This is a genomic window from Granulicatella sp. zg-ZJ (assembly GCF_010892355.1).
Taxonomy (GTDB): Bacteria; Bacillota; Bacilli; order Lactobacillales; family Aerococcaceae; genus WM01.
Genome location: NZ_WNJY01000007.1, coordinates 44,267 through 70,991 on the forward strand (window position 1 = coordinate 44,267; position 26,725 = coordinate 70,991).

Consider the following 26,725-nt stretch of genomic DNA (forward strand, 5'->3'; position numbering starts at 1 on the left):
TCCTAAAGAAAAAGCGACATCGTGTCGCTTTTTCATCATTTAGCAATCCACAACATAAGCATTAAAAAAAGTGTTTGATGATGTGAAGTCCTGTCTCTGTTGTTGCACTTGAGTTTGTTTGTAAACTATTAAATAACAAGGCTGCTCCTAAAATAACCAAAGCTCCAGCGATTTGCCAAATCCCCGTTTGTATTTGAGGTCCATTTTTATCTCTTAGTCCACCAGCTAAAATAATCGCTCCAAAAAGTAACCAAAGACCACCTCCAAGCGTAACAGCGTCAATAATAAGTTTTATAACTTGTCCTAATAAATCCATACTTACCTCCTTACAAAAAAACGACACAGTGTCGCTTTTTATCTTTTTAATGCTCAAACTGTATCATGGATAAATCGACAGATTCATCAATGACTAATCGTCCTAATTCATTCTCAATAGGATTATATGTAAACCACTTCGTATCATCTACACTTCCTAATTCCTGATAAAACGGGTGTTTTGTCGCATTGTATTTATCTGATAGAAACGGTCTAACACCTCTTAAAACATAAATGGCTTTATCTCCAGAAAGACGTGCCACTTCGTCAGGCTCTAATAAAGAACGTCCCATTTTTTTATTTTGTTTTGACCACGACCCATTTGTTCCTTTCGTTTCACTTGTATCTGTCGTATAAATCGTTTGCTTTCCTAGTATTTCTTTTGATACATATTTGTGTGTACTTGATTCCATACCTCCCAAATATAAAAAGCTATCGCAATTCCCTACAATGGTTTCCCAACTATCTTTATATAACGTTTTTAGCTGTGTTAAATTTTGTAAAATAATATTTGTAGAAATCCCACGACTTCGCAAAGTTGCAATTTTTTTATCATAATCAGGGATTCTTCCGCCGTTTGCAAACTCGTCTTGTAAACAAATAACGTTGTATGGCAACGTCCCTCGATACACTGTATCGGCTTTATGAACCAATGTGTCAAATAGCTGCTGATACAACATACTAGAAATGAAACTATAACTGGTGTCTGTGTCTGGTAAAATAATATATAAAACCGTAGGTTCATCACCTATTTTATCTAATTCAAGTGTATCATGTGACATTAGTGACGCAATACTCGGTATATCAAACGGTGCTAAACGTACACCAGCCGAAATCAAAATACTCTTTTGTGTTTTTCCAGTGGCTTGCTTAAACAGCTTATATTGCTTCACAGCAAAACTACTCTCATTTTTTAAAGCCAATTCCTCAAACAAAATATCAACCGCACTCACATAATCCTCAACATCTTCTCGAACCTCGATTGAACGAATTAAATTGATGACTTGAGGGAAATGACGTTCTTCAGGTAATGCTTCTTCTAATAAATAGCCAATCAATGCCATATAAAGCGATGTTTCAGCTTTATCAAAAAACTCATCTCCACCTTTTTTATCTGGATTGGCTGTGTTTTGCATAAAGTTTGTCACTACTTTTAAAATATCGTCTTCTGTTTTGATATAGTATAAAGGATTATAATAATCACTGTTTTCTCTATCTACTAAATTCAAAACACGTATTTTATGTGTTTGACTCATAATGTATCCTGTATCTTTTAAAATCAATCCTTTTGTGTCAGAAACAACATAAGAACCGTATTTTTGAAGTAGGTTAGGTGTCACAAAGGAAAAGGTTTTCCCACTACCTGCTCCACCAATCACGCAAACATTTTTATTTCGAGTGTATTTAAATATTTTGTGTCTAGGTGCCATACTAAGCTGTTCTGTTTCTGTGAAAATAATATTATTATCAAACTGTTTATCAATAAAAGGTTTAATATCTTTACGTGTACCCCACTTAGCAGAACCAAATTCTTCTCCATGACGGTACACTCTGTCATCAAACGCAATATACAAGGCAAATAAGCCTGTAAAAAGAAGCACACAACAAAAGCCAATCAGTGACGCAAAAGAAAAAGAAAAATGAAAAAGTGGATTAAGAGCACGGTGTGTATGCTTTAATAGATATTGTAGTTTTTCTAAAAACGTACCTGTTCCTTGTTCATACAATAGCACACATCTATGAACAATATACGCACATAACAGACCAAAAAGACCTACAAATAATATACGTTCTTGTTTATTTTTCATGGGATACTGTTTTCTCCTTTAGATGTTTTTGTCCTTTTTCGTTATTTCTTTCTTTTGCTTTTTCACTTGCTTCTTTCACTTTTTCAGATAAAGGCTTTTCTTTATCTATTGGTCTATCAGATTGACTAAAGGCAATAGCTGTTTTTTCCATAGCATGTTTGACACGTTCCACATCTTGTCCTTTAAACCAAACATGATAATTTCCTGTTGTTTTATCTTTTGCGATACTAAAATCAACACCTAATTTATTTAAATGACGTTTAAAAGAGACTAAATCTGTTTTGTTAATATCCACATGTTCTAACTGTCGTCCATGTAAATTTAATTTTTTCATTGTCTGTTTTCCATAAACAATCTGTTGCCGTTTTTCTCTTTTATATTTCGGACTAGTCAAAGGGCGAATAGAGTATAAAATGGCTTTTGAGAGTAGTTTTGCAGAAAGTTTACCGCTTCGTAATACAAATTCAACAGCTCTTTCATCTGACAAAAACATCACCTCCTAAAAAATAAAGGTTAAAAATCATACAACCAAAATAAAAAAGCGACACCGTGTCGCTTTATCTTTCAATATCAATTTTATTTTTTGTTTAGCACCGTTTGTGATGACTAATCAACTCTTCTTTCTAACGGCACTAACATGTTTTTTAATCGCAAGAACCTTAAAATAATAAATATACTAATGACGAATGTATGTAATATAAGTATTATTATTAAAAACAATGATACATTCAATATGCCTACACCTATTGATACTAAAGGAACTATCAATAAAAAGATTAGAAAAAATATCGCTATCAATGGTGTACTTGCTATTCCATGTATAATTAAAGAAACTGTATATCTATCCATATACTCACCTATACGAAGCAGAACTTGGTAATCCTACTGCAAAATACCTTACTCTTTTAATGAATTTATTTTTTATATTATATCATAATGAACGATATACTCACAACTTATACATAGATGATGTCATCTAAATAGCGACACGGTGTCGCTTTATCTTTCGATATTGATTTTGTTATCATGTTGGGTTTCGTTTTTGTTGAGTATCGTTGCTTTTTGTTGTGCAATGTTTAGTTGTTCTTCTAAAGTCTTCACGTCTCTTTTTTCATAACCCTTAATTTTTTTACCATGATAGTAGACTGTCTCAACATCATTTCTTTCAATTTTTAAACCAGATAATGCAGAATATATTTTATCAATATCATGGTTAAAATAATCCGCAACAGCAAACATTGTTACTGACCATTTCAAACGACTAAGCAATTCATTATGCACATGACAATATTTTTTATAAAAAGCATTTAATTCATCAACACTTTTATTCGTTTGTATCAATGTACCACCTAAACCCAAATCACCTTGCTCAAATACATGACACACTAAATAATCTTTTTCTTTACCAATCATGTTAAAAACATGGTTTTCATCTAATGGAAAAGAAAAATTATCAAATGTCATAAATCCATTTTCATCTATTTTTTTAGGATTTGCTAGTCTGATTCCCATTTTTTGCATATCGAATAACTCCTAACAAAAAAGTCTATTCAATGTGATAAACTTTTCCATTTAATTCTCTTTCTTTCTCAATTTTCTATGATTGATAATGTATATGATACAACAGATTGACTAAAAATTGTTTGCTAGATACAAAAGACCTTTAAGAATAAGATACCCAAACCATATAATCGCAATCGGTAACACAAACGCTGTTATTTGTCCACTAAATGTAGCTGTTATAAAATAAATAAGTGACACAAATACAATCACTACAGCCAAAAAATATATAAATAATTTTAAAAATATTCTATCTTTCATAGTTAATATACTTCCTAGTAAAAAAAGCGACACGATGTCGCTTTTTTACTCCTTATGATAATTTTTCTTTATCGTTTAATCTATCCATTTGTCTTGTTTTCACTTGTAAAAATAAAACAATACCACATAATACAAAGGCTAAACCAATTAAAACCAATGCAAATAAATCATCTTCACCTGTTTTTGGTAATTTAGCTTTCTCAACAATCGTAAAGGATTGTTGCTCATCTTTGTTATTTGTATGCTCTGAAATTAATTTCCCAACATTACCGTTTTCATCAACTTCAAAAACTTGTTCTAAAATAGTATATTTTCCTACTGGTAATTTAGATACATCAATAGTATCTAATGTGATTGCAACTTCTCCGTCACCATTTAATTCTACAACTTTTTCAACTGGTTTCACAACCATGTCATCAGTACCATACTTCACTAACCAAGCTAATACAATCACTTTACCATGTTTAAATTGTTTGTATGTTAGCGTATCAACAAGTTCTTGTTTTTCGCCTACTGTCATTTGTTTTTGACCACCGATTTTAGCGATTGTACCGATTGTTGGTTCTAATACTGTCACTGTTTGATGTTTATTTGTTAAATCAAAGTGTACCGCAACTTTTTCACCGTCTCTGTATAACTCTTCACCAAAAACAGTATCTCCAACATGTTTGACTGGTACATTAAAGAAGAATACTTCTTCATGTTGAATGGCTTTAGCTGTAAACATACGTTTTTGTGTTGCTAAAACCTCTCCTTTTGACGTATACATCGTAGCAACAGCTTCATACTCCTTACCAGGTACTAAACTATCAAAACGTGCCACTTCTTTGATTTTTTCATGTTTATAAACTACTTTTCCACCGTCAAGAGCGGTTGCTTCTGTGACAATAGACGGAATACGTTCATTTTCAATACGCAACATATTGGTTGCATTGCTGATACCATTCACTTCAAAGAAATGTTTCATCGCATTTAAGAAATAACCAGCAGGTGCTTTTGTTTCTTGTGTGTAGTATTTACCAAACTCTAAATTTTTAAAGCTCAATAAACCTTTGTCATCAGATGTAAATAACCCAACTTCACGTTCTGAACCGTCCGATAAAATAGATACTAATTTAAACTCTGCTTTCGCAAGAGGTTCTTTACTAGAAGAATCCACTTTAACAAAGCTGTATTCTCCACGTTTCAATGCATTTTTGATTGTCACAATTTCACTAGAAATTTTACCTGTATCACTCATCTTACCAGGTGTCACTTGGAATTTTTCTTCGTTTAATGTGTATGCTTGAGATGTTGAGATTTCTTTTGCATATACTTTCATTTGTGACGGGATATTGTCGAAAGTGATACTTGATGTGCCAGTCACTTCTTTTAGACCAATTAACGTATCTTTTGGCAATGTCACATTATTTTCTGTGTAATCTTCAGCAGAAAATAACCCAATCGTTGCTTTTGCCTCGTGTCCTTTTTCAGACGTTTCAAACTCTTTTGTGACGTTAACAGTTAATGATTGACGTGTATTATAAACACTTAAAGACTCGATACTAACTTCTTGTGCTGGGTCTTCTGCTGTTAAGGTTACTGTATGAACCGTATTGTCTTTGACATAGCCGTTTGGAGCTGTTAATTCCACTACTTCATAAGTACCAAGTGGCAATTCTGCTGTCTTTAAGACTTCTCCGTCAACAGTTGTTAACTCGAATTGTGCTTGTGTTGCTGTATTTGTAAATCTAAATGTAGCCCCACCTAAAAGTACACTATCGGTTTCAGCTAAGTAAACACCATTTTCTAACTTGTTCCAAGCTGTGATTTTAAAACCACGTTTAGATAGCCAAATTTGACCTTTTTGTTTGGTGTTTTGTACAGTGACTGTCACTGTTGTTTCTTTTCCGTTGATGACAACTGGAATGGCTTTTTTAGATAACACATAACCAGTTGGTGCTTTTACTTCTTTGATGAGATAAGAACCCACTGGTAATTTTTCTGGTAGGATAATCATACCAGTTGAATCAGTCACAAACGTATCTGTACCATTCATAGAAATAGGTTGATCATCTTTATAAACTTGAAAAGATACACCAGCAACAGCGATTGTTTCTTGCGTTTCAGCGTCTACTTTGACAATTTTTAATAAAGAACCTTTTTTCACGTTTGTTGCGGTTAGGGTTGCTGTTTTATCCGCTTCAACAGTGACAGATAATGTTTGAGGGTTTAATTCATAGCCTGTTTTCGCTAAGACTTCTCTAACATCGTATTCTTTTACAGCTAAATCTCTAAATTCAGCAATCCCTTGTTCGTTCGTTAATGCAACTTTTAATTCTTTGGTACCACCTTTTTCAAATAATGCAAATTCGACACCTTGTAGTGCTTCGCCCGTTTGAGCGTCTGTTTTCACAATGCGAATATGCCCTTTTCGTTCTTCAACATTTAACTTAAATATTCCTCTTAAAAAATTCGGGTCTTTAAATGCCACAACGGTTTGTGACCCATTTGATGTTAACAAAAGACTAGTTTTCATAAATCTTCCTAATTTTCTGTTAAAAGATGACACCGTTGTATTTGTTGCTTGTTCAGTAGCTGTAATCGTCAGAGTATTTCCATTTTTTGAAAATTCCCAACCGTCTTTATTAGTAAAGTCTAAATATTGTAAGTTGCCATAAGTATCAGTTAATGTACGACTTTCACCAGGTTTTAAAGTAATAGTATCTCCAGCAAAAGAAAAAGTACCTATAACGTGTGCGTCAACTTCTGATATAAATGTATCCACATCAGCCGAATCAACTTGACTAGACATTCTATCAAAATCATACCCTAACGCTTTATAAATCGCTCCTTGCACTTTCACATACTGTGTTAAGGAATGGTCATCGCTCATATCCCAACCCCAGAAAATAATACTTTTGATTTTTTCAACTTGTCCTTGAGTCAGAGTGTTTCCTTGGCTATCATGAATTTCACCTTGTGAAAAAGAGCCAGTATTGTAGACACGTCCATTGTCCACGATTGTTCGTGGGTCAACACAAAAGACAATCTCTCCGTCTGCATAAATAAATCCCATTCTGTCTTGAAACGTTTGCCCGTCTTTTGTCACATTAGACACAACGTCTGATAATTCCCCAACGGTTACTGTTGGATTTTCAGAAATGGCATAAAGAACAGGTTGCTTGACAAATGGTAACACATAACTAAACAGTAATGTGATGACCATGCATATCTTTTTAAATGATTTGTTTTTTAACATGTTACCTCTCCTAAAAATAAAAAAACCTTATCAAACTGATAAAGTTAATCACTCATTTATTTAGTTGTAACAATATACCATCCATACAACCCCTCGATTACTAGGATAAGAACCATACCCAACACGACTATAAGCAAGCAAAACTTCATCAGGTAAATTTTCAGCATAAGCAACTGCTTCTTCTTCTGTCATGAATACTTTTTCATAAGAACTTCTTGGTACCCAAACTTGACCATGAATTTTTAATGGCTCATTTTCTGAACTAGGTTTAGGTTGTTCTACCTTTGGTTGTTCCACTTTCGGTTGTGGTTGTGGTGCTGGTGTACTTGGTTTTGGTTGCTCCTGTGGTTGAGGTTGTTCTGGTTTTGATGATGAAGTAGGAACGTTTTGTGCCACATGAACGGATTGATTAGCGGTATTGTCTTGCGGAGATGTTACTGAAACAGTTGCTTCTTTTTCTTTCTTCGCAACAACTTCTTTTTTCTTTTCCTCAACGGTTTGTTTCAACTGTGATAGTTTTTCTTGATACGCTTGTTTCACACTTGTATCTGTGATTGTTTCTATTTCTTTTTCTAAAGAAGATAAATCCGTATCTGCTTTAATATCTTGTTTTAAAGCTGTTTCAATTTTGTCTTTTACTGCTTTTTCTTTCTCCTTATTTTTATCTTCAGCTTTAGCTTTTACAGTTGTCGTTGTTGTCAATGTTAAAGCTGTTTTCGTTACTTGTGTTGGTTTTCCTTGCGTCAATGCAACAGGTATAGCAACAGCTGTTAATAACAAGACAGCACTCACACTTAACACAACAACTTTTCTCTCTTTTACAATCGTTAACGCTTTTTCTTTCAATTCATTCATTTTCATAATAGACACATTTCCTTTCTTTTTTTCATCATTTTTTTGTGTATATTGTACTATAAAATCCGCTTAAAATAAAGATTTTTAAGGCGGTTCTCGTGTCTTTTGACACAAAATGATATAAAGCATTTGAGACACAACACAAAACATTTTTTCTCTCCTTTCCAAACAAAAAAAGCCACTTGAAAAAGTGGCTAAATAAATAGAATCAATCATTCATATGTTTATATTCTTTTTTTCTAATAATAATAAATAAGATTAACGATATTAAAACAATAATTGTTTTAATATCAAAGGAAATAATATTTTGCCAGTTTATTATTACAACCCCCACAAATCCTAAAATACATAATACTACCCAACAAATTCTAAAAAATTTTTCCATATTAGACACCTGTATCAATTATATTTGTATCTGTTCCAACAAAACCAGAATAATCAGAATTTAGAAATCGTTCTGTAACCATTTTAATTTGTTTATAATCTTTTCTTGTCCACATTGTAATAATAAGATATTCTCCAGGACGTGGTTTAGATAATGCAGCTTTAATAGACTCTATACCAAATCCAACTGTCAAAGGAATCCCAACAACTGGTAATGCAGATAATGCAGCTTTTAAAGTACCGCTACCTGAACTGCCTGCACTACGAGTTGTTCTAACAGTAACATTATACATCCAGTTTCCATCCCATATAACTGATCTATCTTCATAAATAGGTTTAATTTCAATCACTAGTTGACCATCAACAAAAATGTTTTTATTACTATCTATATAAACATATCTTGTAATACCATCTGAACTCGTATAATAATATCCATTTTCAGTAAGTGAACTCGTAATTTCTTCTGCATAAACTACTCCACTTGACACAGTAGGAACAATCGCTCCACCAAAAGACACACCAACCAAACCTAACACTACTAATTTTTTTAAATTTTTTCTCATGTTAATCTTCTCCTTTTTTGTTAATGTTCTTACTTTAAAGATTTTCTAATGAAAAGCTATACTGTGTACATTGGATTCACCTGTTTCTTTTTAATATGTTTTTCTTTTACAAACATATTATAAAACTTTTTCTCTTTATTGTAAACACTACCAAATATTGTAAAACAAGGTTTTTTGTTTATTTATACAGTTTTTTGAATAAATAAAAAAACATTTGTTTCAAACACTTGTTTTCAAAAATGGCTTTCATACAAAATACTGTATAAATATTTTTTTGATTTTTTTAATAAGTTCACTTACAAACTAAAGGGCTATAACAGTTCCATGAAATTGTTTTGCAACTGCTTCAGCAGACAAAAAATTGTTATATATTTTTGCTTTATATCTCCGTGAATGGAACACATGCGTATACCATTCTTTATAGCCAAAAGAGTATTCTGTATGCTTTCTTTTTCCTGCATAAAACTTAGTATCTACTTTTACAATATACTCTTGATGAAGCATTGGCTTTGTTTTCTCATATAAAGGAATATGTAAATATTCGCATAAATCTAATAGCTTTTTATCAGATAAATAATGTTCACTTAAAGAAAACTTTTCTAAAGTTTGAGGACACCAACCTAAAATTTTAGATAAACAACGCTTGTTGATACCTCTTTGTTCTATTTTGTTTAAAACACGTAAACGTAACTCTTCTCGATTTAACATGCTTTCTCAGTATTCCTTTCTAAGACTAAAAAGCGACATCGTGTCGTTTTTTAGTCTTTCTCTAATGTCTGTTTAAATTGTTTGAACGATTGAATCAAATACTCTTTAAAGGTATGCATATCTTCAATCCGTTTTTCTTTCCAAAAAATATCATTTGAAAAATCTATCTTTTCATATAATGCATATAATGTATTTGTGCTATATAAATCCTTTTCTTTTAGTGGATAGTAATTTAAGTACGATTGATTTTTTTCTGAATTTATAGATAAAACATACATGATATAATTTTTGTTTCCATTGTAATCTTCGACAACAAGAAAAATATGATTTACTTTAGGTTTGTCTCCATAGAAAAATAAAATTTTTGTAGGTTGTGGTGAAATGTTTGGAATATCTTTTATTCCAGTATCAATATTTACTAGATTGACAAATATACCATTTTTTTCTTGTTTGTTAGTCGTGAGTAATGATTCTAGCACCAAACTTTTTTTATTATCGTCTAAAGGTATGATTGTACCAATAAAAATCTCTTTATATGCTCCAGATATATTAGATGTTATATTTGACACATTCAATCCATGTGTTGGGAAAAAACTATTTTCTTTTGTTAAAAATATAGCTTCTTTTGTGGGCTGTATGTCAGTCATATCAACTGGAGAAAATTTAAAGGTATATAAAATACCAACAACAGCCAATAGTATAGAAATAAACAATGAAGAAAACGATAAAACATTGGAGAACGTAGAGTTTTCAAACCATATAAAATACTGAGATACCCTTTTTTCTAACATACCAATAGAAAAAATAATCCAAAAGAAAAAAGTGAAACCAATCATCAAGAATAAACTTAAAGAAATATCTTTAGTTTCCAAATAAACACATAAAGAAAATGGGAGTAACAAAATAAAAGTATACATTAACGTTCTAATTTGTTTCAAAATATTTCTCCTTAAATATACTTTTTATTGATTATATCATTTTTTCTTTATCTTGCTCATGTATACTTGTACTTTTTCTGTCATATAGTAAAATAACCGCAAAACCAATAGGAACATATATTGCCATCATATTGCCTAAAGCATAAATAAGAGCTATATTTATATCATACCTATCAAAAAAACAACTTATTTGAGTACCGAAAATCAATATATTCACAAAAAATAAACTAAATAATATCGTACAAACTAAACGATTTTTTATTTCTATTTTCATTTTATAGTTGCTCCTTTTTATAAAACAAAAAAAAGCGACACCGTGTCGCTTTTTTCGTCTTTATTTAATCACAATAAATGGTGTTCCTAATGCTCTATCGTCTGAATCCCAACTTTGATGTGCCCAAATGTAATGTACATCATATTTTTTCACTTGTTTGTAAGAGATAGGGTTATACACTGTTGTTTGTCCTTCTTCATCATATCCTGTCAAAATGATAGCGTGACTTGAACCAGGTGTAAACTCTTGACCAGAAACGGCTGCATAAACCAAATGCCCTTGTTTCAATGCCTCTTTTACATCTTCAACAGTTCTTAATACTTCAGCAGTTAATCCAAAATGAGCACTTGCTAAAGCAACACCTTTACCAGATGTTCCAACAAATCGTCTGTTAAATTCACTTGTGCTATTGTATAGATAATCTGCTACCTCTATTGGAGAAACAGATGTTCCTTTTAATTCAGTGAAAATACTCGCTAAAGCTGTTGGTACACAACCCGTGCTGCCGATTGTGTAATTGCCATACACACGACTACTATAAGGTGCGTTATCTTGTGTATAACGTACTAAATTTCTTGGTTGTGCGATTGTTGGTTTTGTTGGTTGTTCTACTTTAGGAGCAACTGGTTCTTCTTTTGGTGCCACTGGCTGTGGTGCAGAAACAATCGGTTGTGGTTCTGGTGTTTCTACTGGTTGTGCGTCAACCGGAGATTCCACTTTTGGTGTTTCTTCAACACTTGGTTGTGCCTCTTCTTTTGGTTGTTCCACTTTAGGAGCAACCACTGGTTCTTCTTTTGGTGCTACTGGTTCTGGTGTAGGAGCAATCGGTTGTGGTTCTGGTGTTTCTGCTGGTTTTGCATCCACTGGAGTGTCTGCTTTTGGTGTTTCTTCAACAGTAGGTTGCTCCACTTTTGGTTGCCCCTGTGGTTTAGGTTGCTCTTTTTCTTTTTCAATACTTGGTTGACGTTCAGTTGTTGTGAGCGACACTGTGTCGTGTTTTTCAGGTGACGTCACACTAACTGGCAATTCATCAATTACTACTTTTTCAATATCATAGCGAATCGTAATGGTAACAGGTCTGCCATTGATTTCTTCATGTAAAGTTAACGTTTCTCTGACAGTACTTGTTTTTGGTAGTAGGCGTGTTGTTGCTTTTTCTAATTCTACGTCTAACCGTTCTTCAGTATTTGCTTTTATAAAAGGTATTCGCACATGTAATACTTCGTTTTTATCTGTTTTAACAGATACAACAATATTTTTAATATCTTTTGTAGAAGAAACCACTAATACTGGTTTATCTTCTCTTGTTTCTAATGTTGCTTTGACATATTTTTCTTCTTGTTGTGTATTCACTGTTTCAGCGAAGACAGTTGTCACTTGTTGATATTGTGACAATAATAATGTACTTAATAATAGTCCACTTAATTTTAATTTTTTGTTCATATTTTTGTCTCCTTTCTACGCTCATTATATCGTTTTTTTTTTTTTTTTCAATCATTTTTACCGTTATATATGATTTTATGATTTTTTATCATATTTTCATTTTTTTATAGGAAATGATATATTATTCTAATATAGTCAACTAATAATGTACTATTTACATCGTATTCTATATGATGATAATCAACACGAATAGCGGTTTTTTTAAATAATCTTTTCATGCTGAAAACAGATACGCTTCTTTGCGTTGAATATCTTTTTGATTGATAATGCGTAGTGTATTCTTAATACATACAGACAAGTCATCGACTTGTTCATCTGTCATTTATTTGAATATTTTATAGTTTTTTATAGCCACTTACCTTGTTTAACAGTTATTCAATATATTAGTTATATAAATACTTATTTTTGATGTATAATAAATCCCCTACTGGCATACTTTCCAATAAGGGATTGATATTATTCTTTTATTAACGTAACAAAAATTTCAGAATGTTCGTTTGCTTCTGCTTCAATAGTATGTTCACCATTAAAGGTTAGTGCTGTACCCGGAGTCAACAAATGTTCTTCTTGTCTGTCTAGTAAAACCGTAACCGCTCCTTTCACAATAACAAAAACAATTTGATGTCCGATATGGTTATGTCTGTTAATTTTTTCTGATTTTGCCAATACTTTTTTGACTGTTTTGAATGTATCAAACGAAAAGCATACACCCGCTTGATTGGCTATGTTTCCTATTGTCATGATTTTTCCTTCTTTCTACTACAAATTGCAATGTACATTAAGTCTTTTTTTGTCTTATTAAAAAATTTAAACATATTTAAAAACATTGGTCGATTTTCCGATTTAAGCAATCCATTTTTAAGAATGTTCATCGTATTAAAAAATCCCTCGTCTTTTATCATTCCCGTAGGCGTCATCAAAGACATTTGACCGTGTATTTCTTGGCTTTCAAAGCCTATTTCTTGAAACAGATGTAGCCAATCATCACGGTGCATTGGATGAACATTGACATGTATCGTTTCACGTAAAGTATCAATAGTGTTCTCTAATGTATCGCTAAAGAATGTAATATCATGTGTCAGTAGAATACCATTTGGTTTCAAAACACGGTAATACTCTTTAATGGCTTTTTCTTTAGCATTTTTAGACAGCATAGTCAGCATTGCTTCATTGATGACAATATCGAATGAATTGTCATCAAATGGTAAATGCATTGCGTTACCTTGTTGAACAGTAATATACTCTTCTAGTTGATTTGTTTTAATATTTTGTTTTGCTTGTTCAAGTGCATTTTTGTCTAAATCAATACCAGTAATATGACATTGGTATGTTTTAACAAGTTCAATAGATGTTGTACACATATTGCAACCAACTTCTAGCACTTTTTTCTCTTTAGAAAAATTTCCATTTTTAATCAACCAGTCTGTTGCTTCTTTTCCTCCTGGACGCAATCTTTTTTTACCTAATTTAGCTAAAAATTGATGTCCTGCTTGTTTTGTCATGATATAAAACTTTCCTTTAAAAAATTTTTATAGATAATTCCACTCACTTAAGTCATTCACAATATGTGTTGGTACTTTTGGTAAATGAGGAATATCTGATTTTTGTGTAACGCCAGTTAACGTCAATAATGTATCTATTCCATTATCAATACCGGCTAAAATATCCGTTTGATAATTATCGCCAACCATTATAACATCCTCTTTACGAACGCCTAATCTATTGATTGCATGGTTCATAATAATAGACGATGGTTTTCCAATAATAACAGGTTCAACTCTTGTTGCTGCAACAAGTAACTCTTTAATAGCACCAGCTCCGGGAACAAATCCTTTTTCTGTTGGATATTGTTTGTCAATATTTGTCACAATATATTTTGCACCCTGTTGAATCGCTAAACTCGCCATTTTTAAATCATTGTATGTCACTTGTGTATCCAGCGCTTGCAATACAAAATTTGGATGTTCTTTTTCTTCAATAAATCCAGCATTTAAAAATTGTTCCTTCAAAATTTGTTCACCAATAACAAATCCTTTATTTCCTAATTTTTCAGCGAGCAAATAATCTAAAGCTGCTAAACCACTGGTATAAATTTGTGAGATATTCACCTCTATATCCAATGAATTTTGTAAAAACGCTTGTACCATTTCAGGAGATTTTGTTGCATTGTTGGTCACAAATAAAAATGGTATCTGTTTTTGTTGCAAGGTTTTAATAAAGCATTCTGCTTCATGTAATCTTTTTTTCCCTACATAAATAGTACCATCTAAATCAATTAAATATCCTTTGTATCTCATGCTTTTTTATCTCCTTTACGAATGACAAAAGCATGTTTTTTTGTCTTTTCTTTTTGTGGTTGTTTTTGTTGATGTGTATGCTTTTTATGATTAGATGTATTTTGTTTTTTACGTTTTTGTTGATTAGACTTGTGTGGAGCATTTTCTTTAGGCATAACAGGATTACCATTTAAAGAAAGTACAAAATAGGCACACCCAAAAGCACAATATTCACGTAAATAATCTTCCAGTGTATAAATTTTACTATCTTCTTCTACATTTTTCATATCATTTTTGTAGAATCCTTTTAAACGAAGTTGATTATGTCCCCAATCCCCTACAATATAATGATATTTTTGTAATAATTTAGTGTATCTATCTTCTAGAGCATCTATTTGAAAGCCGTTTTTAAAATCGACTTCTAGTGTATATTCATGTTCATTGATAAAAACAAGATTTTCTTTAACAAAAACTTTCGCTTCAGGGATATCTTGTATTTTTATTTCTTCATTTTCCAATATGTCACCTACTTACTAAGTTATATCTCGTTTATTATCTTAACACAGACAACCAAAAAAAGCACGATAGTCGTGCTTTTTATTCACATTGAATACCAAAGATATAATATATTTCTTGTTCTTCTACGATAAAATCTTTTCTTAGTAAATTATCAATATTTTCCAATGTGGTATTAGAACTGTCTTTATACACAAATAAAGGAATAAATTCATTTAATTGAATAGATTTGTTAAGTTTTGATTCATATATTTTTCCTGCCATACCATACATCAATTCAGGTAATTTTAATGGTTTAAGAAATCTATGACTTCCTAGTATTAATTGCAATGTATGATCGTTATATCGTAAAATCAATTCAAAAGGATTTATTTCTTTTTCATCTTGCATCAAAAAGTCACTTTCTTCAATAATCGTTTCTCCTGTATGTGTGATTTTTTTAAGAATATACGTCACTTTTTGCGCTTGATTTGGCGGAGTAATTTTTACTCTTATGGGAATATCTTCTAAAAAAATTGATAATAATGTTTCTTCATTTTTTGAAAAAGGATTTGCTTGTATTTTTCCTACAGATTGTGTACAACCACATAAACATAGTATTATACATAACAAAAAATATCTTTGTTTCATATACCATTTCCTCCTTTTATTTAACCAATGAATTTCTAATCATATTCATTCCTAATATAATAGTATGTAACACCTTCTGAAATAAAGAAGAAAGCACGGTTATTTACCGACAAAGATGTTTAATAATGTTTCTTCTTAATAGGCCATAATATAACATGAAGAGATACTGTTTCTAGTTGACAGCTGAATAAACAAAAAAGACGTATGACAGAAACTGTATAACGACCAAATGCTATACTATTCCTCTTTTTATTTATTATAACAAAAAACGCTTACAAATTCTATAAAAGAACAGCCCGAAGGTTGTTCTTTTAACTATATTGTCTTTTTTCATTATCTTTATATGCTGCATCAATAATGCCGCCGCCTAAACATTCTTCGCCGTCATAAAATACAACAGCTTGTCCAGGAGTAATGGCTCTAACTGGTTCATCAAAAATAATTTTTGCTTCTTTTTGTGAGTCTGATAAATGAACGGTCACACCAACATCAGCTTGTCTATATCTAAATTTAGCTGTACAGTGGAACACAGACGGTTTTTCTTCATCTGTTGTGAATTGTAATTCACTCGCTGTTAAATAATCCGTATATAAATACTCATGATGATAACCTTGTCCGACATATAAAATATTTTCTTTTAAATCTTTTCCGACGACAAACCAAGGTTCATGAACAGAATAACCTTTCACACCACCAATGCCTAATCCTTGTCTTTGTCCAATCGTATAATACATTAATCCGGCATGTTCACCAATGATATTGCCGTCTAATGTTTTCATAGGACCTGGCTGTGCTGGTAAATAGTGAGAAAGAAATTCTTTGAAATTACGTTCACCAATAAAGCATACCCCAGTGGAATCTTTTTTTGTTGCTGTAGCTAAACCAGTTTCTTGTGCGATGCGTCTTACCTCTGATTTTGGTAAATGCCCAATAGGAAACATCGCTTTTTGTAATTGTTCTTGGGATAATTGACTTAAAAAGTAAGTTTGATCTTTATTATTATCAACGCCTCTTAATAAGTGCTTTACACCATATTCATCTGTCGATAGACGTGCATAATGCCCCATTGCGACATAATCTGCACCTAAATCCATAGCATAGTCTAAAAAGGCTTTAAACTTTATTTCTTTATTGCACATCACATCAGGATTAGGTGTTCTATCTTTTTTATACTCATCTAAAAAGTACGTAAACACTTTATCCCAATATTCTTTTTCAAAATTCACCGAATAATACGGGATACCAATTTGCTGAGCAACTTTTTCAACATCTTTATAATCTTCCGTTGCTGTACAGACACCATTTTCGTCTGTATCATCCCAGTTTTTCATAAAAATACCTATCACATCGTATCCTTGTTCTTTCAAAAGAAGTGCTGTCACAGAAGAGTCTACTCCTCCACTCATGCCAACAACAACTCGAGTATTTGCATTTGTTTTTGTCATAAAATCACCATCATTTCGTTTGATTAAGCGATTGAAGGTCGCTTGACTGCATCTAGTATACAGATAATTAAAACCGATGTAAAACCAAAAAGCTTAGATAGACATATTTCGACGGATTTTTGAATTGTGCTTCTCTAAATACTCATAAAAAAGCACGACACGTAATTTAAGATTCCGTGCATTCTCTACTAGAGAAATCGTTTGTCGATTTGTTTTCTTAACACTTAATTGAAAAATAGTAACGGTACTATTCTTTACTTTTCGTATATATGTTGTATAGTTTATACTTGCAATCTCTTCTAAGGGGATAAAAATAAAACTCTTCTGATTCACAATGAGGGTATCTTTATATACATAAAGATGTAATTTTTTATCTTTGTATGAAGCATTTGAAGCAATAATACCATATCCAAATGTCACTTCTGGAAAGTATTCTTCAAAAATTGTATACATTTTTAAATTTTGTTTAATACGTTTCGTGCATGTTATCCATAGAAAAATACTAATTATTATCCCACCAAAACCTATCAAGTGTTTGACAACTTGTGAGTCGTTAAATCTCTTTAAGGATACATATTCCGAACCAATTATTGCATCTTTTGGCACAGCTCTTAAAAAATCGGTATATAAGTCAACAGTCACATTTGTAAATAAACGTTTTGAGCGACGTCCTACTTTTTCAACTGTTGGAACAAAAGTTGTCATGACATAGGCAGGTTGCTCTTTTAAACTTTGTTTTCGATGAAATAAATCACGCACGATAGTGTTGTTTTTTTCTGCTGCAAGCATAACATAGCCGTACTCATGTTTAATGAGGTATAATGTTGTTTCGTTTATTTCAATAGATGTTTTATCTATATCAAATACTTTTATTGCTACAGGATTGGCATATAGTAAAGTATATTGTTTATAAACTTGCCCTTTATCATAAGCGTCTTTTGCCAGTTGTTCATTAGATTGAAAAATATCCGATACGGCTGAACAAGAGAAAATGATAGCAAAAAAACTAATGAGTAATTTTATTTTTGTACCTTTTAATCGCTGTTTTCTCATTATGTTCTTCTCCTTGTCAATAACCGATATAAATATTTAAGAGCAAAAAATAAGAAAATAAGAGAAATAATCCACGCCCATGGTGCTACTTTTTTATACTGATAAACCGATACATAGCGTGATAATGTCATATTATCACTTGATAAATACTTAGGAAGATTATTTTCTATTTCTGTGTACCCAGACGTATATTTTGGCATAACTCTAACACATAAAGTAGGTTGTAATGTTGCTAATGCGTCTTTTTGGCTATAAATCATGTTCACATCTTTATCGTCTTTTTCTGCTTCTAATAAAATCGTACCATACTCATGTGTTACTATGTAAAAAAGAGTGCTATTTTTTGTCTTAATGACAGTATCTAATTTTTCAATAGCATGCACTCGTAAACGATAATCTCCAAGTGGCTGATCATCAGTGTACACAGAACCATAAAATGACGTTTGCCATTGATATGGTATGACTTGTTTGAATGTAAATAATATCGATAGTATGATACAACCTAATGATAGTAATAAATAAACACGTTTTTTCATAATATTAAAGATAAAGAGGTTGACCCGATATATGATAAAAAAATGGCAAGCAGACATGTTTGGGTATCCGCTTGCCATTGATACAGCATACATAAGACTAAATTTTTGAAATAAAATTTGTCAACTTCATTTTTGAGATAGCCCTTTTATGTTATTCCTCTTCTAATAATTCCACTAATAATGGATCTGTAATATCGACTGTTTCTTCTTGTTCAGTAGAAATATCTTTGTTTAATAAAGCAGACTCTTCTGCTGTTGGTTCAATAAGTCCCATTTTAATACGTAATTTTCTATCAACTTCAGCCATGATTTCTGGGTGTTCTAACAAGAATTTTTTAGCTGTTTCACGCCCTTGCCCAATTCTATCTTCACCATAAGAATACCATGACCCACTTTTCTTAATCATGTCATGCTCAACAGCTAAGTCTAAAATTTCTCCTGTTTTAGAAATACCTTCACCATACATGATGTCGACATAAACTGTTTTGAATGGTGGTGCCACTTTATTTTTTACAATTTTAATTTTTGTTGAGTTACCAATGATTTCAGAATCTTTGCTTCCTTTAATGGCTTCACTCTTACGTACTTCCATACGAATCGTTGAATAGAATTTTAAAGCACGTCCTCCTGGTGTTACTTCTGGATTTCCATATGTAACACCGACTTTTTCACGTAATTGGTTAATAAAAATAGCAACTGTTTTTTGTTTGTTAATCACACTTGATAATTTTCTTAACGCTTGTGACATTAAACGAGCTTGTAACCCAACATGAGAATCACCCATATCACCTTTAATTTCTGCTTTTGGTACAAGTGCAGCAACGGAGTCAATGACAATAACATCAATCGCACCTGAACTAATTAAAGCTTCAGCAATTTCAAGTGCTTCTTCCCCACTATCTGGCTGAGATAAGAATAAATCATCAATATCAATTCCCAAATTTTTAGCATAAAGAGGGTCCATTGCATGTTCTGCATCAATATATGCCGCTACTCCTCCAGTTTTTTGTACTTCTGCAACAACGTGTAAAGCTGTTGTTGTTTTACCAGATGATTCTGGACCATAAATTTCAATGATACGTCCACGAGGGAAACCACCAATGCCTAATGCAGAATCAATTAAAATAGAACCTGATGAAATGGCATCAATTTTTGTATCGGCTCTATCTCCTAAGCGCATAATGGATCCTTTACCAAAATCTTTTTCAATTTTCTTAATAGCATCTTGCAATGCCTTCATTCTTTCTTCACTAATAACCATAATGTTCTCCTTTTTCTTCGAGCAATTCTCTCAATTTGTTTAAACCAAATATTGCGGATAATTCTCTATTGGCATTTCTACCACGATTAAAATGTACGCAATATGATATAGGTTCTTTATTTGGCATTGCAATACCAATATACACCGTTCCAGATACTTTATCTTCTATTGCATGTTCATCAGCAATCCCAGTAAAAGAAAGACCAATATCACTACCATATAATGCCTTCACATTTTGTGCCATAGCCATAGCACATTCATGACTTATTGTTCCATATTTTAACAGTAATTCTGAAGGAATACAAAGTATTTTTTCTTTAGCACTTGTTTGATATGTGACAACACCGCCTGAAAAAACATCAGATGCACCAGAAACACTAACCAGCTTACTTTGACATAAACCACCTGTTAAACTTTCTGCAACACTGAGTGTATAGTGCTTTTCTTTTAATAAAGCAATCACAACATCAGCCAGTGTTTGATGATCGTATCCATAGAAATAAGGTTTTAATGGCTCTAAAATCAGCGCTTCCGTCTGTTTAATTTTTTCATCACATTCTTGTGTTGTTCGACCATTTGCGGTTAATCGAACGGTAACATCGCCTGTATATGCGTAAATCGCAATCGTAGGATTAGACTGTGTATCAATAATAGCACTAATTTTTTCTGCTAAAGCAGATTCACCGATATTTGTGAATCTCAGTGTTTTTGACACAAAAACACCACCTATTTTTTCTTTCAAAAAAGGCAATAGTTCTTTTTCCACCATTGTTGTCATTTCAGAGGGAGGACCAGGTAATACAGCATACATCACATTATCTTTTGTTGTCACCATACCAATAGCCAAGCCATTGTGGTTTTTTAAAATATGACTATTTTTGATATAGTGAGCTTGTCGCAAATTATTTTCTGGCATTTCTTTTTCAATTTTATGAAAATGATGTTTGATTTTATCAACAGCCTCATCATCTAATAATAATGTTTCTTGTAAATGTTCAGCTAATGCGTCTTTTGTTAAGTCATCTTTTGTAGGGCCAAGTCCTCCTGATAAAATCACTAAATCACTTCTTTTGGAAGCAATATTTAATAAACTACGTATTCTCTCTATATTATCACCAACACTTGTATGAAAATAAGTTGGAATACTCAATTCTTTTAAAACATTGGCAATATAATGCGTATTTGTATCTAATGTTTCACCTAAGAGTAATTCTGTTCCGACTGTAATAATTTCTGCTTTCATAAATAAACCCTCTATTTATAGTATATGCATTATGATGATAAATTTTCAAAAACAGAACGATTTTTATAAAAATACTCTATACCTGAATAAATGGTAAAGAATAAACAAATATATAAAAATATGTTTCCAACATGAAAATTATTCATTAGTAAAAAAATAATCGCAAACATTTGTGTAGCTGTTTTTATTTTTCCCGACCAGTCCGCAGCCATAACCTTTCCTTGTTCGACAAGTAATAAACGTAATCCAGTAACGGCTAATTCACGACAAACGATAATACACACAATCCAAGCAGGTATATAGTGCTTTTCAACTAACAAAATAAATGCTGTTAAGACAAGTATTTTATCTGCTAAAGGATCAGCAAATTTTCCAAAATTTGTAATGAGATGATATTTTCTAGCTAAATAACCATCTAACCAATCTGTTATACTTGCCAATACAAAAATCAGCGTTGCTATTTCAAAAGTTTGAAATACGTACATAGACACAATAAAAAATGGAATGGCAATCATTCTTGCTAGTGTTAATTTGTTTGCAATATTCATTTTTTATCACCTATTTTGCTAAATTGATTTTAACCGTTTCAACTCTCGATGTCGTTGGAACAGCCACATTTTGTCCATTTAGTGTTAATGTTGCTGCTTGAGAAATACCAAATGTAATTGTAACATCATTCGCATTATTTAAAGCACGAATAGTTGTTGGCACTTTATCTGTAATCGTTCTTTCTAAAATAACTTTCCCGTGAACAGACACACGCACCCATGTTGGTTCAGTCACTTTTATCGTTAAGTTATAGTCACCTTTATAATTTTTAAATGCATCACCTAGACCATACACGATTTGATTTGCTGTTGACGATTGAACAACCAAATTACTACCACCAGGTGCTACAGTATTTTGTGATACACCACTATTATTAGCTGTACTAGACTGTGTCGTTTCTGTTGTCGTTGTTGTGCTTTCAGTGGTCGTCGCAGTTGTTGTACTTGTTGTACTAGCTGTACTTGTTGTCGTAATAGATGCAGCAGTTGTCGTTGTTGTAGTCGTTGTTTCTACTGATTGCTGGAATAGTTTCGGTGAAAAATAAATTAACGAAGTAACAATGGCTAAAGCAATGGCACAAAATATAATAACAGGTTTTCTATTTTTCTTTTGTTCTGGTGTTGTAGCCGCCGTTGCTGGTTTAGGAGAAACCGGTGCTACTTTTTTCGGTTTATTCATTTTCATAGCTTGTTCTTTTTTCAAACGTTCTTTTTCTGCTAGTTCAGCTTGTCGTTTGTTTTCTTCAAGCAATTTTTCTCCGTCCATTTTTACAACAGAGGCATATTGCACAACGAAATTTTTCTTATAATAATCTCCTGGAATAATATCTAATTGATCATTTTCAATCGCTTCTAAATAGCGTAATTGGATACCCGTTTTTTCATGAATGTCATTTAGAGTATAGCCTAATTTTTCTCTTTTTTCTTTTAAAATATTACCTAAAGATGTCATAAAACTCTCCTTTTCACGTCTTTACATTTTATTATACCATACTTCAATTTAGTTTTAAAAATATGTCTTACTAAAAAATACTTAAAATCTATTTATTTTGAAAGTTATCTGTTCTCTTTATATGTATTTTATGTTATATTAAAAAAAGATACTTACAAAAGATGAAATATAAGGAATAACTAAATGAATACAAGTAAAAATAATAGGTTTATCATTTTAACAGCAACAATTATTATTGTTGCTATATTAAATATTTACTTTTTATCTTTAGTCACAACAACATTAGTAAAAGCAGAATATATTGCAGTCAGACAAAACGCTAATACCGACAGTGTTATCCAACAACTAGTCAAAAAAGATAGTAAAGTAACCATTTTAAAAAAAGAAAAAAATTGGGTACATATCTTTTACGATAATACACAAGGATGGATTCAAGAAGAAGACTTATATGCTGACCAAGTAAATGTAACACATTCAGGAAGTACAATGAGTGTGGCAAAAGAAAATGTATCTGTGTTTAAAGATCCTAGATCCACTGATAAAGAAATAGGAAAACTGGATAGACAAGCTACTTATTTAAAGTTTTTTGATAAAAATGACTGGAGCCAAATTCTTTATCAAAATGAATTAGCTTGGGTAGAATCATCTGCATTAAAAGAAACAACACAACAATCTGCAGAAAGTAATCAAGTCACTTCTAAAATAAAAGCAAATAATTATCCAGCAAGAAACATTATTAAAGCAACAGATCCAACAAGTTTACTCGCTTCTCCTGGTCCTTCAGGAGCATTGGAAAACATTTATAAAGGTGAGTTCTTATATGTAAAAGATAAGGAAGCTCAAAATGGCTATTATTCAGCAACGTCTAGTAGTAATATAGATGGTTATATCAATGCAAGTAAAGCAAAATTCTTTGAAAATGTAGCGCAAAGAGTTGGAACAAAATCAAAAACATTAAATGGTGCAACAATTGTGTTAGATCCAGGACATGGAGGAACAGACGGTGGTGCTGTTTCAAATATTTCAGAAAATATAAACGAACGTATTCTCGCTTTAAAAACAGCGGAAGTATTAAAAACATTATTAGAAGAAAGTGGTGCTAAAGTCATTATGACACGTACATCTGATGTTGATGTTACTTTAGAAAAACGTTCTGAAATTGCCAATACAGCACAAGCTGATGTGTTCATCAGCCTGCACTATGATTCAGCCGATGTAAAAGGTCCAAGTGGAACAACCGTTCACTACTTCCACTACGAAGATATGCGATTAGCAGACTTAGTAAATGAACAATTTGAAAATCTACCTTTAAAAACAAATGGTGTTAAATTAAGCGTTTATCAAGTTCTATACGATAATAAAGTGCCTTCTCTTCTTTTAGAATTAGGCTATATGAATAATGATAATGACGTGAAAATTTTTAATACAGAAGATTACAGACAAAAAGTGGCAACAGACGTTGTTAATGCTTTAAAAGTCTATTTTGATAACCAATAAAATGCTTGGGGCAACCCAAGTATTTTATTTTGGTTAGTTTATTCCAAATAAAAAAACAGTGAATAGCATTAGCCATTCACCATCAATATAAATTATTACTTATTCATTTGTATAATTGATACGTCATAGTTTCCTACATCATTTTTAACGATATGCATTTCTAAAACCTGCTCTTGTGTAAATGGTTTTGCAATCTGATGAAGTTCTTCAGTCGTTAAAGTGCCATATATTGTATTTGCTTCATGCACTTCACTTTGTTCAATAGGTGAATTTAAATATGAAACTATTTTTTGTTTTGGAAATAGTGTATCAACACTCATATCAAGAGCTCGTGCTATTTTTTCTTGATTTTTTTCAGAAATGTATGTGCGCCCTTTGATGTAATCATTTAATGTACTTGTTGCAATACCTGTTTCTTTTGAAATAGCTGTTTGTGTCTTTTGTTTTTTTAAAAGAGCGTCTTTTAAAGATTGACTCATCGCTTTTTTTAATATTTCTTTCAACTTATATCCTCTATTCACAAAATCTATATTTTTTATTTAAAACAAAATATTTAAGTCTATTATACTATAATAAAACATTAAATAAAAAGAATTTATATATAGAGAAAATAGATTTTATAGTATATAAAGCACTTTTCTATTTGACTATCCGAATTTATTCGGATAATATAGAATATATATAAAAGGAGGGATATTATCATGATTGTTTTATCTTTAAAAGCAGCACGTGCTAATGCCAATTTAACACTAATTGAAGCGTCAAAAATTTTGTCTATTAACAAAGATACATTATCTCGATATGAACGTAATTCTTCCCATATACCAAGATCAATTAGCTTGAAGATGCAAGAGTTATATCAAATTCCTGAAAAAAACTTATTTTTTGGTGATATTACAGAATTTCATAAAAAGAAACAAAAACATATACAAACAATGATACAAGAAAATGAATTTTAATCTTATGATAAAACAAAAAGGAGTCAGACAAATTGTCTAACTCTCTTTTTATTATGGCTCTATGTCAAATAGGGTTGATGACTCATAAAAGGTAGTGATGTAACAAATGTTATTTTTAAGTCACAAAGTGATGTACGGACAGAAGATTACAGACAAAAAGTGGCAACAGACGTTGTTAATGCTTTAAAAGTCTATTTTGATAACCAATAAAATGCTTGGGGCAACCCAAGTATTTTATTTTGGTTAGTTTATTCCAAATAAAAAAACAGTGAATAGCATTAGCCATTCACCATCAATATAAATTATTACTTATTCATTTGTATAATTGATACGTCATAGTTTCCTACATCATTTTTAACGATATGCATTTCTAAAACCTGCTCTTGTGTAAATGGTTTTGCAATCTGATGAAGTTCTTCAGTCGTTAAAGTGCCATATATTGTATTTGCTTCATGCACTTCACTTTGTTCAATAGGTGAATTTAAATATGAAACTATTTTTTGTTTTGGAAATAGTGTATCAACACTCATATCAAGAGCTCGTGCTATTTTTTCTTGATTTTTTTCAGAAATGTATGTGCGCCCTTTGATGTAATCATTTAATGTACTTGTTGCAATACCTGTTTCTTTTGAAATAGCTGTTTGTGTCTTTTGTTTTTTTAAAAGAGCGTCTTTTAAAGATTGACTCATCGCTTTTTTTAATATTTCTTTCAACTTATATCCTCTATTCACAAAATCTATATTTTTTATTTAAAACAAAATATTTAAGTCTATTATACTATAATAAAACATTAAATAAAAAGAATTTATATATAGAGAAAATAGATTTTATAGTATATAAAGCACTTTTCTATTTGACTATCCGAATTTATTCGGATAATATAGAATATATATAAAAGGAGGGATATTATCATGATTGTTTTATCTTTAAAAGCAGCACGTGCTAATGCCAATTTAACACTAATTGAAGCGTCAAAAATTTTGTCTATTAACAAAGATACATTATCTCGATATGAACGTAATTCTTCCCATATACCAAGATCAATTAGCTTGAAGATGCAAGAGTTATATCAAATTCCTGAAAAAAACTTATTTTTTGGTGATATTACAGAATTTCATAAAAAGAAACAAAAACATATACAAACAATGATACAAGAAAATGAATTTTAATCTTATGATAAAACAAAAAGGAGTCAGACAAATTGTCTAACTCTCTTTTTATTATGGCTCTATGTCAAATAGGGTTGATGACTCATAAAAGGTAGTGATGTAACAAATGTTATTTTTAAGTCACAAAGTGATGTACGGCTCACCGACATGTACACGATACATGTCTCTTCCCCTACGTTGTGCGGGGAAGGAGCTATTCGTACATCACTTTTGACTTAAACTATTAAGCAACTAGTGAAGTAGATGGTACGGTATATGGTACATATAACTTACAGATTAATAAAATACGA

General features: G+C 31.5%; 28 protein-coding genes. 3 read left to right on the plus strand and 25 right to left on the minus strand.

Annotated elements, in window-relative coordinates; genetic code table 11:
* Positions 1-61: 61 nt before the first annotated feature.
* From GMA11_RS03435 to GMA11_RS03545, 23 genes are all read right to left on the minus strand, one after another.
* Positions 62-316 (minus strand): hypothetical protein, encoded by a 255-nt coding sequence (locus GMA11_RS03435; RefSeq protein WP_163545820.1) that lies wholly within the window; start codon positions 314-316, stop codon positions 62-64.
* Between the two features lie 46 nt (positions 317-362).
* Positions 363-2,123, minus strand: coding sequence for a VirD4-like conjugal transfer protein, CD1115 family (locus GMA11_RS03440; protein WP_205422877.1), 1,761 nt, complete (start codon positions 2,121-2,123; stop codon positions 363-365).
* Positions 2,113-2,610, minus strand: coding sequence for a PcfB family protein (locus tag GMA11_RS03445; protein ID WP_163545821.1), 498 nt, complete (start codon positions 2,608-2,610; stop codon positions 2,113-2,115). The genes GMA11_RS03440 and GMA11_RS03445 overlap by 11 nt, the downstream gene beginning before the upstream one ends.
* A gap of 512 nt (positions 2,611-3,122) precedes the next feature.
* On the minus strand, positions 3,123-3,644 hold the full coding sequence (locus GMA11_RS03450; RefSeq protein WP_163545822.1) for a hypothetical protein: 522 nt from the start codon (positions 3,642-3,644) through the stop codon (positions 3,123-3,125).
* A gap of 352 nt (positions 3,645-3,996) precedes the next feature.
* Entirely contained in the window at positions 3,997-7,185 is a 3,189-nt protein-coding gene (locus GMA11_RS03455; protein ID WP_163545823.1) for a SpaA isopeptide-forming pilin-related protein, read from the minus strand.
* A 60-nt stretch (positions 7,186-7,245) separates the two neighbouring features.
* Positions 7,246-8,046: a hypothetical protein gene (locus GMA11_RS03460; protein WP_163545824.1), complete on the minus strand. Its 801-nt coding sequence runs from the start codon at positions 8,044-8,046 to the stop codon at positions 7,246-7,248.
* 380 nt (positions 8,047-8,426) lie between these two features.
* Positions 8,427-8,987, minus strand: coding sequence for a hypothetical protein (locus GMA11_RS03465; protein WP_163545825.1), 561 nt, complete (start codon positions 8,985-8,987; stop codon positions 8,427-8,429).
* Between the two features lie 303 nt (positions 8,988-9,290).
* Positions 9,291-9,695, minus strand: a complete 405-nt coding sequence (locus GMA11_RS03470; protein ID WP_163545826.1) for a hypothetical protein — start codon at positions 9,693-9,695, stop codon at positions 9,291-9,293.
* A gap of 50 nt (positions 9,696-9,745) precedes the next feature.
* Positions 9,746-10,633 carry a hypothetical protein gene (locus GMA11_RS03475; RefSeq protein WP_163545827.1) on the minus strand — a complete coding sequence of 296 codons (888 nt, stop codon included), beginning with the start codon at positions 10,631-10,633 and terminating at the stop codon, positions 9,746-9,748.
* Between the two features lie 31 nt (positions 10,634-10,664).
* Entirely contained in the window at positions 10,665-10,907 is a 243-nt protein-coding gene (locus GMA11_RS03480; RefSeq protein ID WP_163545828.1) for a hypothetical protein, read from the minus strand.
* Positions 10,908-10,967: 60 nt separating this feature from the next.
* On the minus strand, positions 10,968-12,350 hold the full coding sequence (locus GMA11_RS03485) for a C39 family peptidase (protein WP_163545829.1): 1,383 nt from the start codon (positions 12,348-12,350) through the stop codon (positions 10,968-10,970).
* A 456-nt stretch (positions 12,351-12,806) separates the two neighbouring features.
* Positions 12,807-13,091, minus strand: coding sequence for a cupin domain-containing protein (locus GMA11_RS03490; protein ID WP_205422878.1), 285 nt, complete (start codon positions 13,089-13,091; stop codon positions 12,807-12,809).
* Entirely contained in the window at positions 13,088-13,855 is a 768-nt protein-coding gene (locus GMA11_RS03495) for a class I SAM-dependent methyltransferase (RefSeq protein WP_163545845.1), read from the minus strand. Before GMA11_RS03495 ends, GMA11_RS03490 begins: the two co-directional genes overlap by 4 nt.
* A gap of 24 nt (positions 13,856-13,879) precedes the next feature.
* The gene (locus tag GMA11_RS03500; RefSeq protein ID WP_163545830.1) at positions 13,880-14,647 is read right to left on the minus strand and encodes a TIGR01457 family HAD-type hydrolase; all 768 of its coding nucleotides are present in this window, start codon (positions 14,645-14,647) and stop codon (positions 13,880-13,882) included.
* Positions 14,644-15,144: a YutD family protein gene (locus tag GMA11_RS03505; protein WP_163545831.1), complete on the minus strand. Its 501-nt coding sequence runs from the start codon at positions 15,142-15,144 to the stop codon at positions 14,644-14,646. Before GMA11_RS03505 ends, GMA11_RS03500 begins: the two co-directional genes overlap by 4 nt.
* A gap of 79 nt (positions 15,145-15,223) precedes the next feature.
* A complete protein-coding gene (locus tag GMA11_RS03510; RefSeq protein ID WP_163545832.1) occupies positions 15,224-15,772 on the minus strand; it encodes a hypothetical protein in 549 nt (182 codons plus the stop codon).
* A 311-nt stretch (positions 15,773-16,083) separates the two neighbouring features.
* Complete coding sequence (gene mnmA, locus GMA11_RS03515) at positions 16,084-17,217, minus strand: tRNA 2-thiouridine(34) synthase MnmA (protein WP_163545833.1); 1,134 nt, start codon at positions 17,215-17,217, stop codon at positions 16,084-16,086.
* Between the two features lie 93 nt (positions 17,218-17,310).
* Positions 17,311-18,270 (minus strand): hypothetical protein, encoded by a 960-nt coding sequence (locus GMA11_RS03520; protein ID WP_163545834.1) that lies wholly within the window; start codon positions 18,268-18,270, stop codon positions 17,311-17,313.
* The gene (locus tag GMA11_RS03525) at positions 18,270-18,806 is read right to left on the minus strand and encodes a hypothetical protein (protein ID WP_163545835.1); all 537 of its coding nucleotides are present in this window, start codon (positions 18,804-18,806) and stop codon (positions 18,270-18,272) included. Before GMA11_RS03525 ends, GMA11_RS03520 begins: the two co-directional genes overlap by 1 nt.
* Positions 18,807-18,957: 151 nt before the next feature.
* A complete protein-coding gene (gene recA / locus GMA11_RS03530) occupies positions 18,958-20,067 on the minus strand; it encodes a recombinase RecA (RefSeq protein WP_205422880.1) in 1,110 nt (369 codons plus the stop codon).
* The gene (locus GMA11_RS03535; protein WP_163545836.1) at positions 20,057-21,310 is read right to left on the minus strand and encodes a competence/damage-inducible protein A; all 1,254 of its coding nucleotides are present in this window, start codon (positions 21,308-21,310) and stop codon (positions 20,057-20,059) included. The genes recA and GMA11_RS03535 overlap by 11 nt, the downstream gene beginning before the upstream one ends.
* A gap of 29 nt (positions 21,311-21,339) precedes the next feature.
* Complete coding sequence (gene pgsA / locus GMA11_RS03540; protein WP_163545837.1) at positions 21,340-21,858, minus strand: CDP-diacylglycerol--glycerol-3-phosphate 3-phosphatidyltransferase; 519 nt, start codon at positions 21,856-21,858, stop codon at positions 21,340-21,342.
* Between the two features lie 10 nt (positions 21,859-21,868).
* Entirely contained in the window at positions 21,869-22,810 is a 942-nt protein-coding gene (locus GMA11_RS03545) for a helix-turn-helix domain-containing protein (protein ID WP_163545838.1), read from the minus strand.
* Positions 22,811-22,993: 183 nt separating this feature from the next.
* Here GMA11_RS03545 and GMA11_RS03550 point away from each other — a divergent pair, with 183 nt between their 5' ends.
* The gene (locus GMA11_RS03550; protein WP_163545839.1) at positions 22,994-24,307 is read left to right on the plus strand and encodes an N-acetylmuramoyl-L-alanine amidase; all 1,314 of its coding nucleotides are present in this window, start codon (positions 22,994-22,996) and stop codon (positions 24,305-24,307) included.
* A gap of 95 nt (positions 24,308-24,402) precedes the next feature.
* On the opposite strand, the gene GMA11_RS03555 is transcribed toward GMA11_RS03550, so the two are convergent.
* Positions 24,403-24,810 carry a helix-turn-helix transcriptional regulator gene (locus tag GMA11_RS03555; RefSeq protein WP_163545840.1) on the minus strand — a complete coding sequence of 136 codons (408 nt, stop codon included), beginning with the start codon at positions 24,808-24,810 and terminating at the stop codon, positions 24,403-24,405.
* Positions 24,811-25,008: 198 nt separating this feature from the next.
* Here GMA11_RS03555 and GMA11_RS03560 point away from each other — a divergent pair, with 198 nt between their 5' ends.
* Positions 25,009-25,266 carry a helix-turn-helix transcriptional regulator gene (locus GMA11_RS03560; RefSeq protein WP_205422881.1) on the plus strand — a complete coding sequence of 86 codons (258 nt, stop codon included), beginning with the start codon at positions 25,009-25,011 and terminating at the stop codon, positions 25,264-25,266.
* A gap of 305 nt (positions 25,267-25,571) precedes the next feature.
* Here the strand turns inward: GMA11_RS03560 and GMA11_RS03565 are convergent, their stop codons facing one another.
* A complete protein-coding gene (locus GMA11_RS03565; protein WP_163545840.1) occupies positions 25,572-25,979 on the minus strand; it encodes a helix-turn-helix transcriptional regulator in 408 nt (135 codons plus the stop codon).
* 198 nt (positions 25,980-26,177) lie between these two features.
* On the opposite strand from GMA11_RS03565, the gene GMA11_RS03570 reads away from it, so the two are divergent.
* A complete protein-coding gene (locus GMA11_RS03570; RefSeq protein WP_205422881.1) occupies positions 26,178-26,435 on the plus strand; it encodes a helix-turn-helix transcriptional regulator in 258 nt (85 codons plus the stop codon).
* Positions 26,436-26,725: the final 290 nt, after the last annotated feature.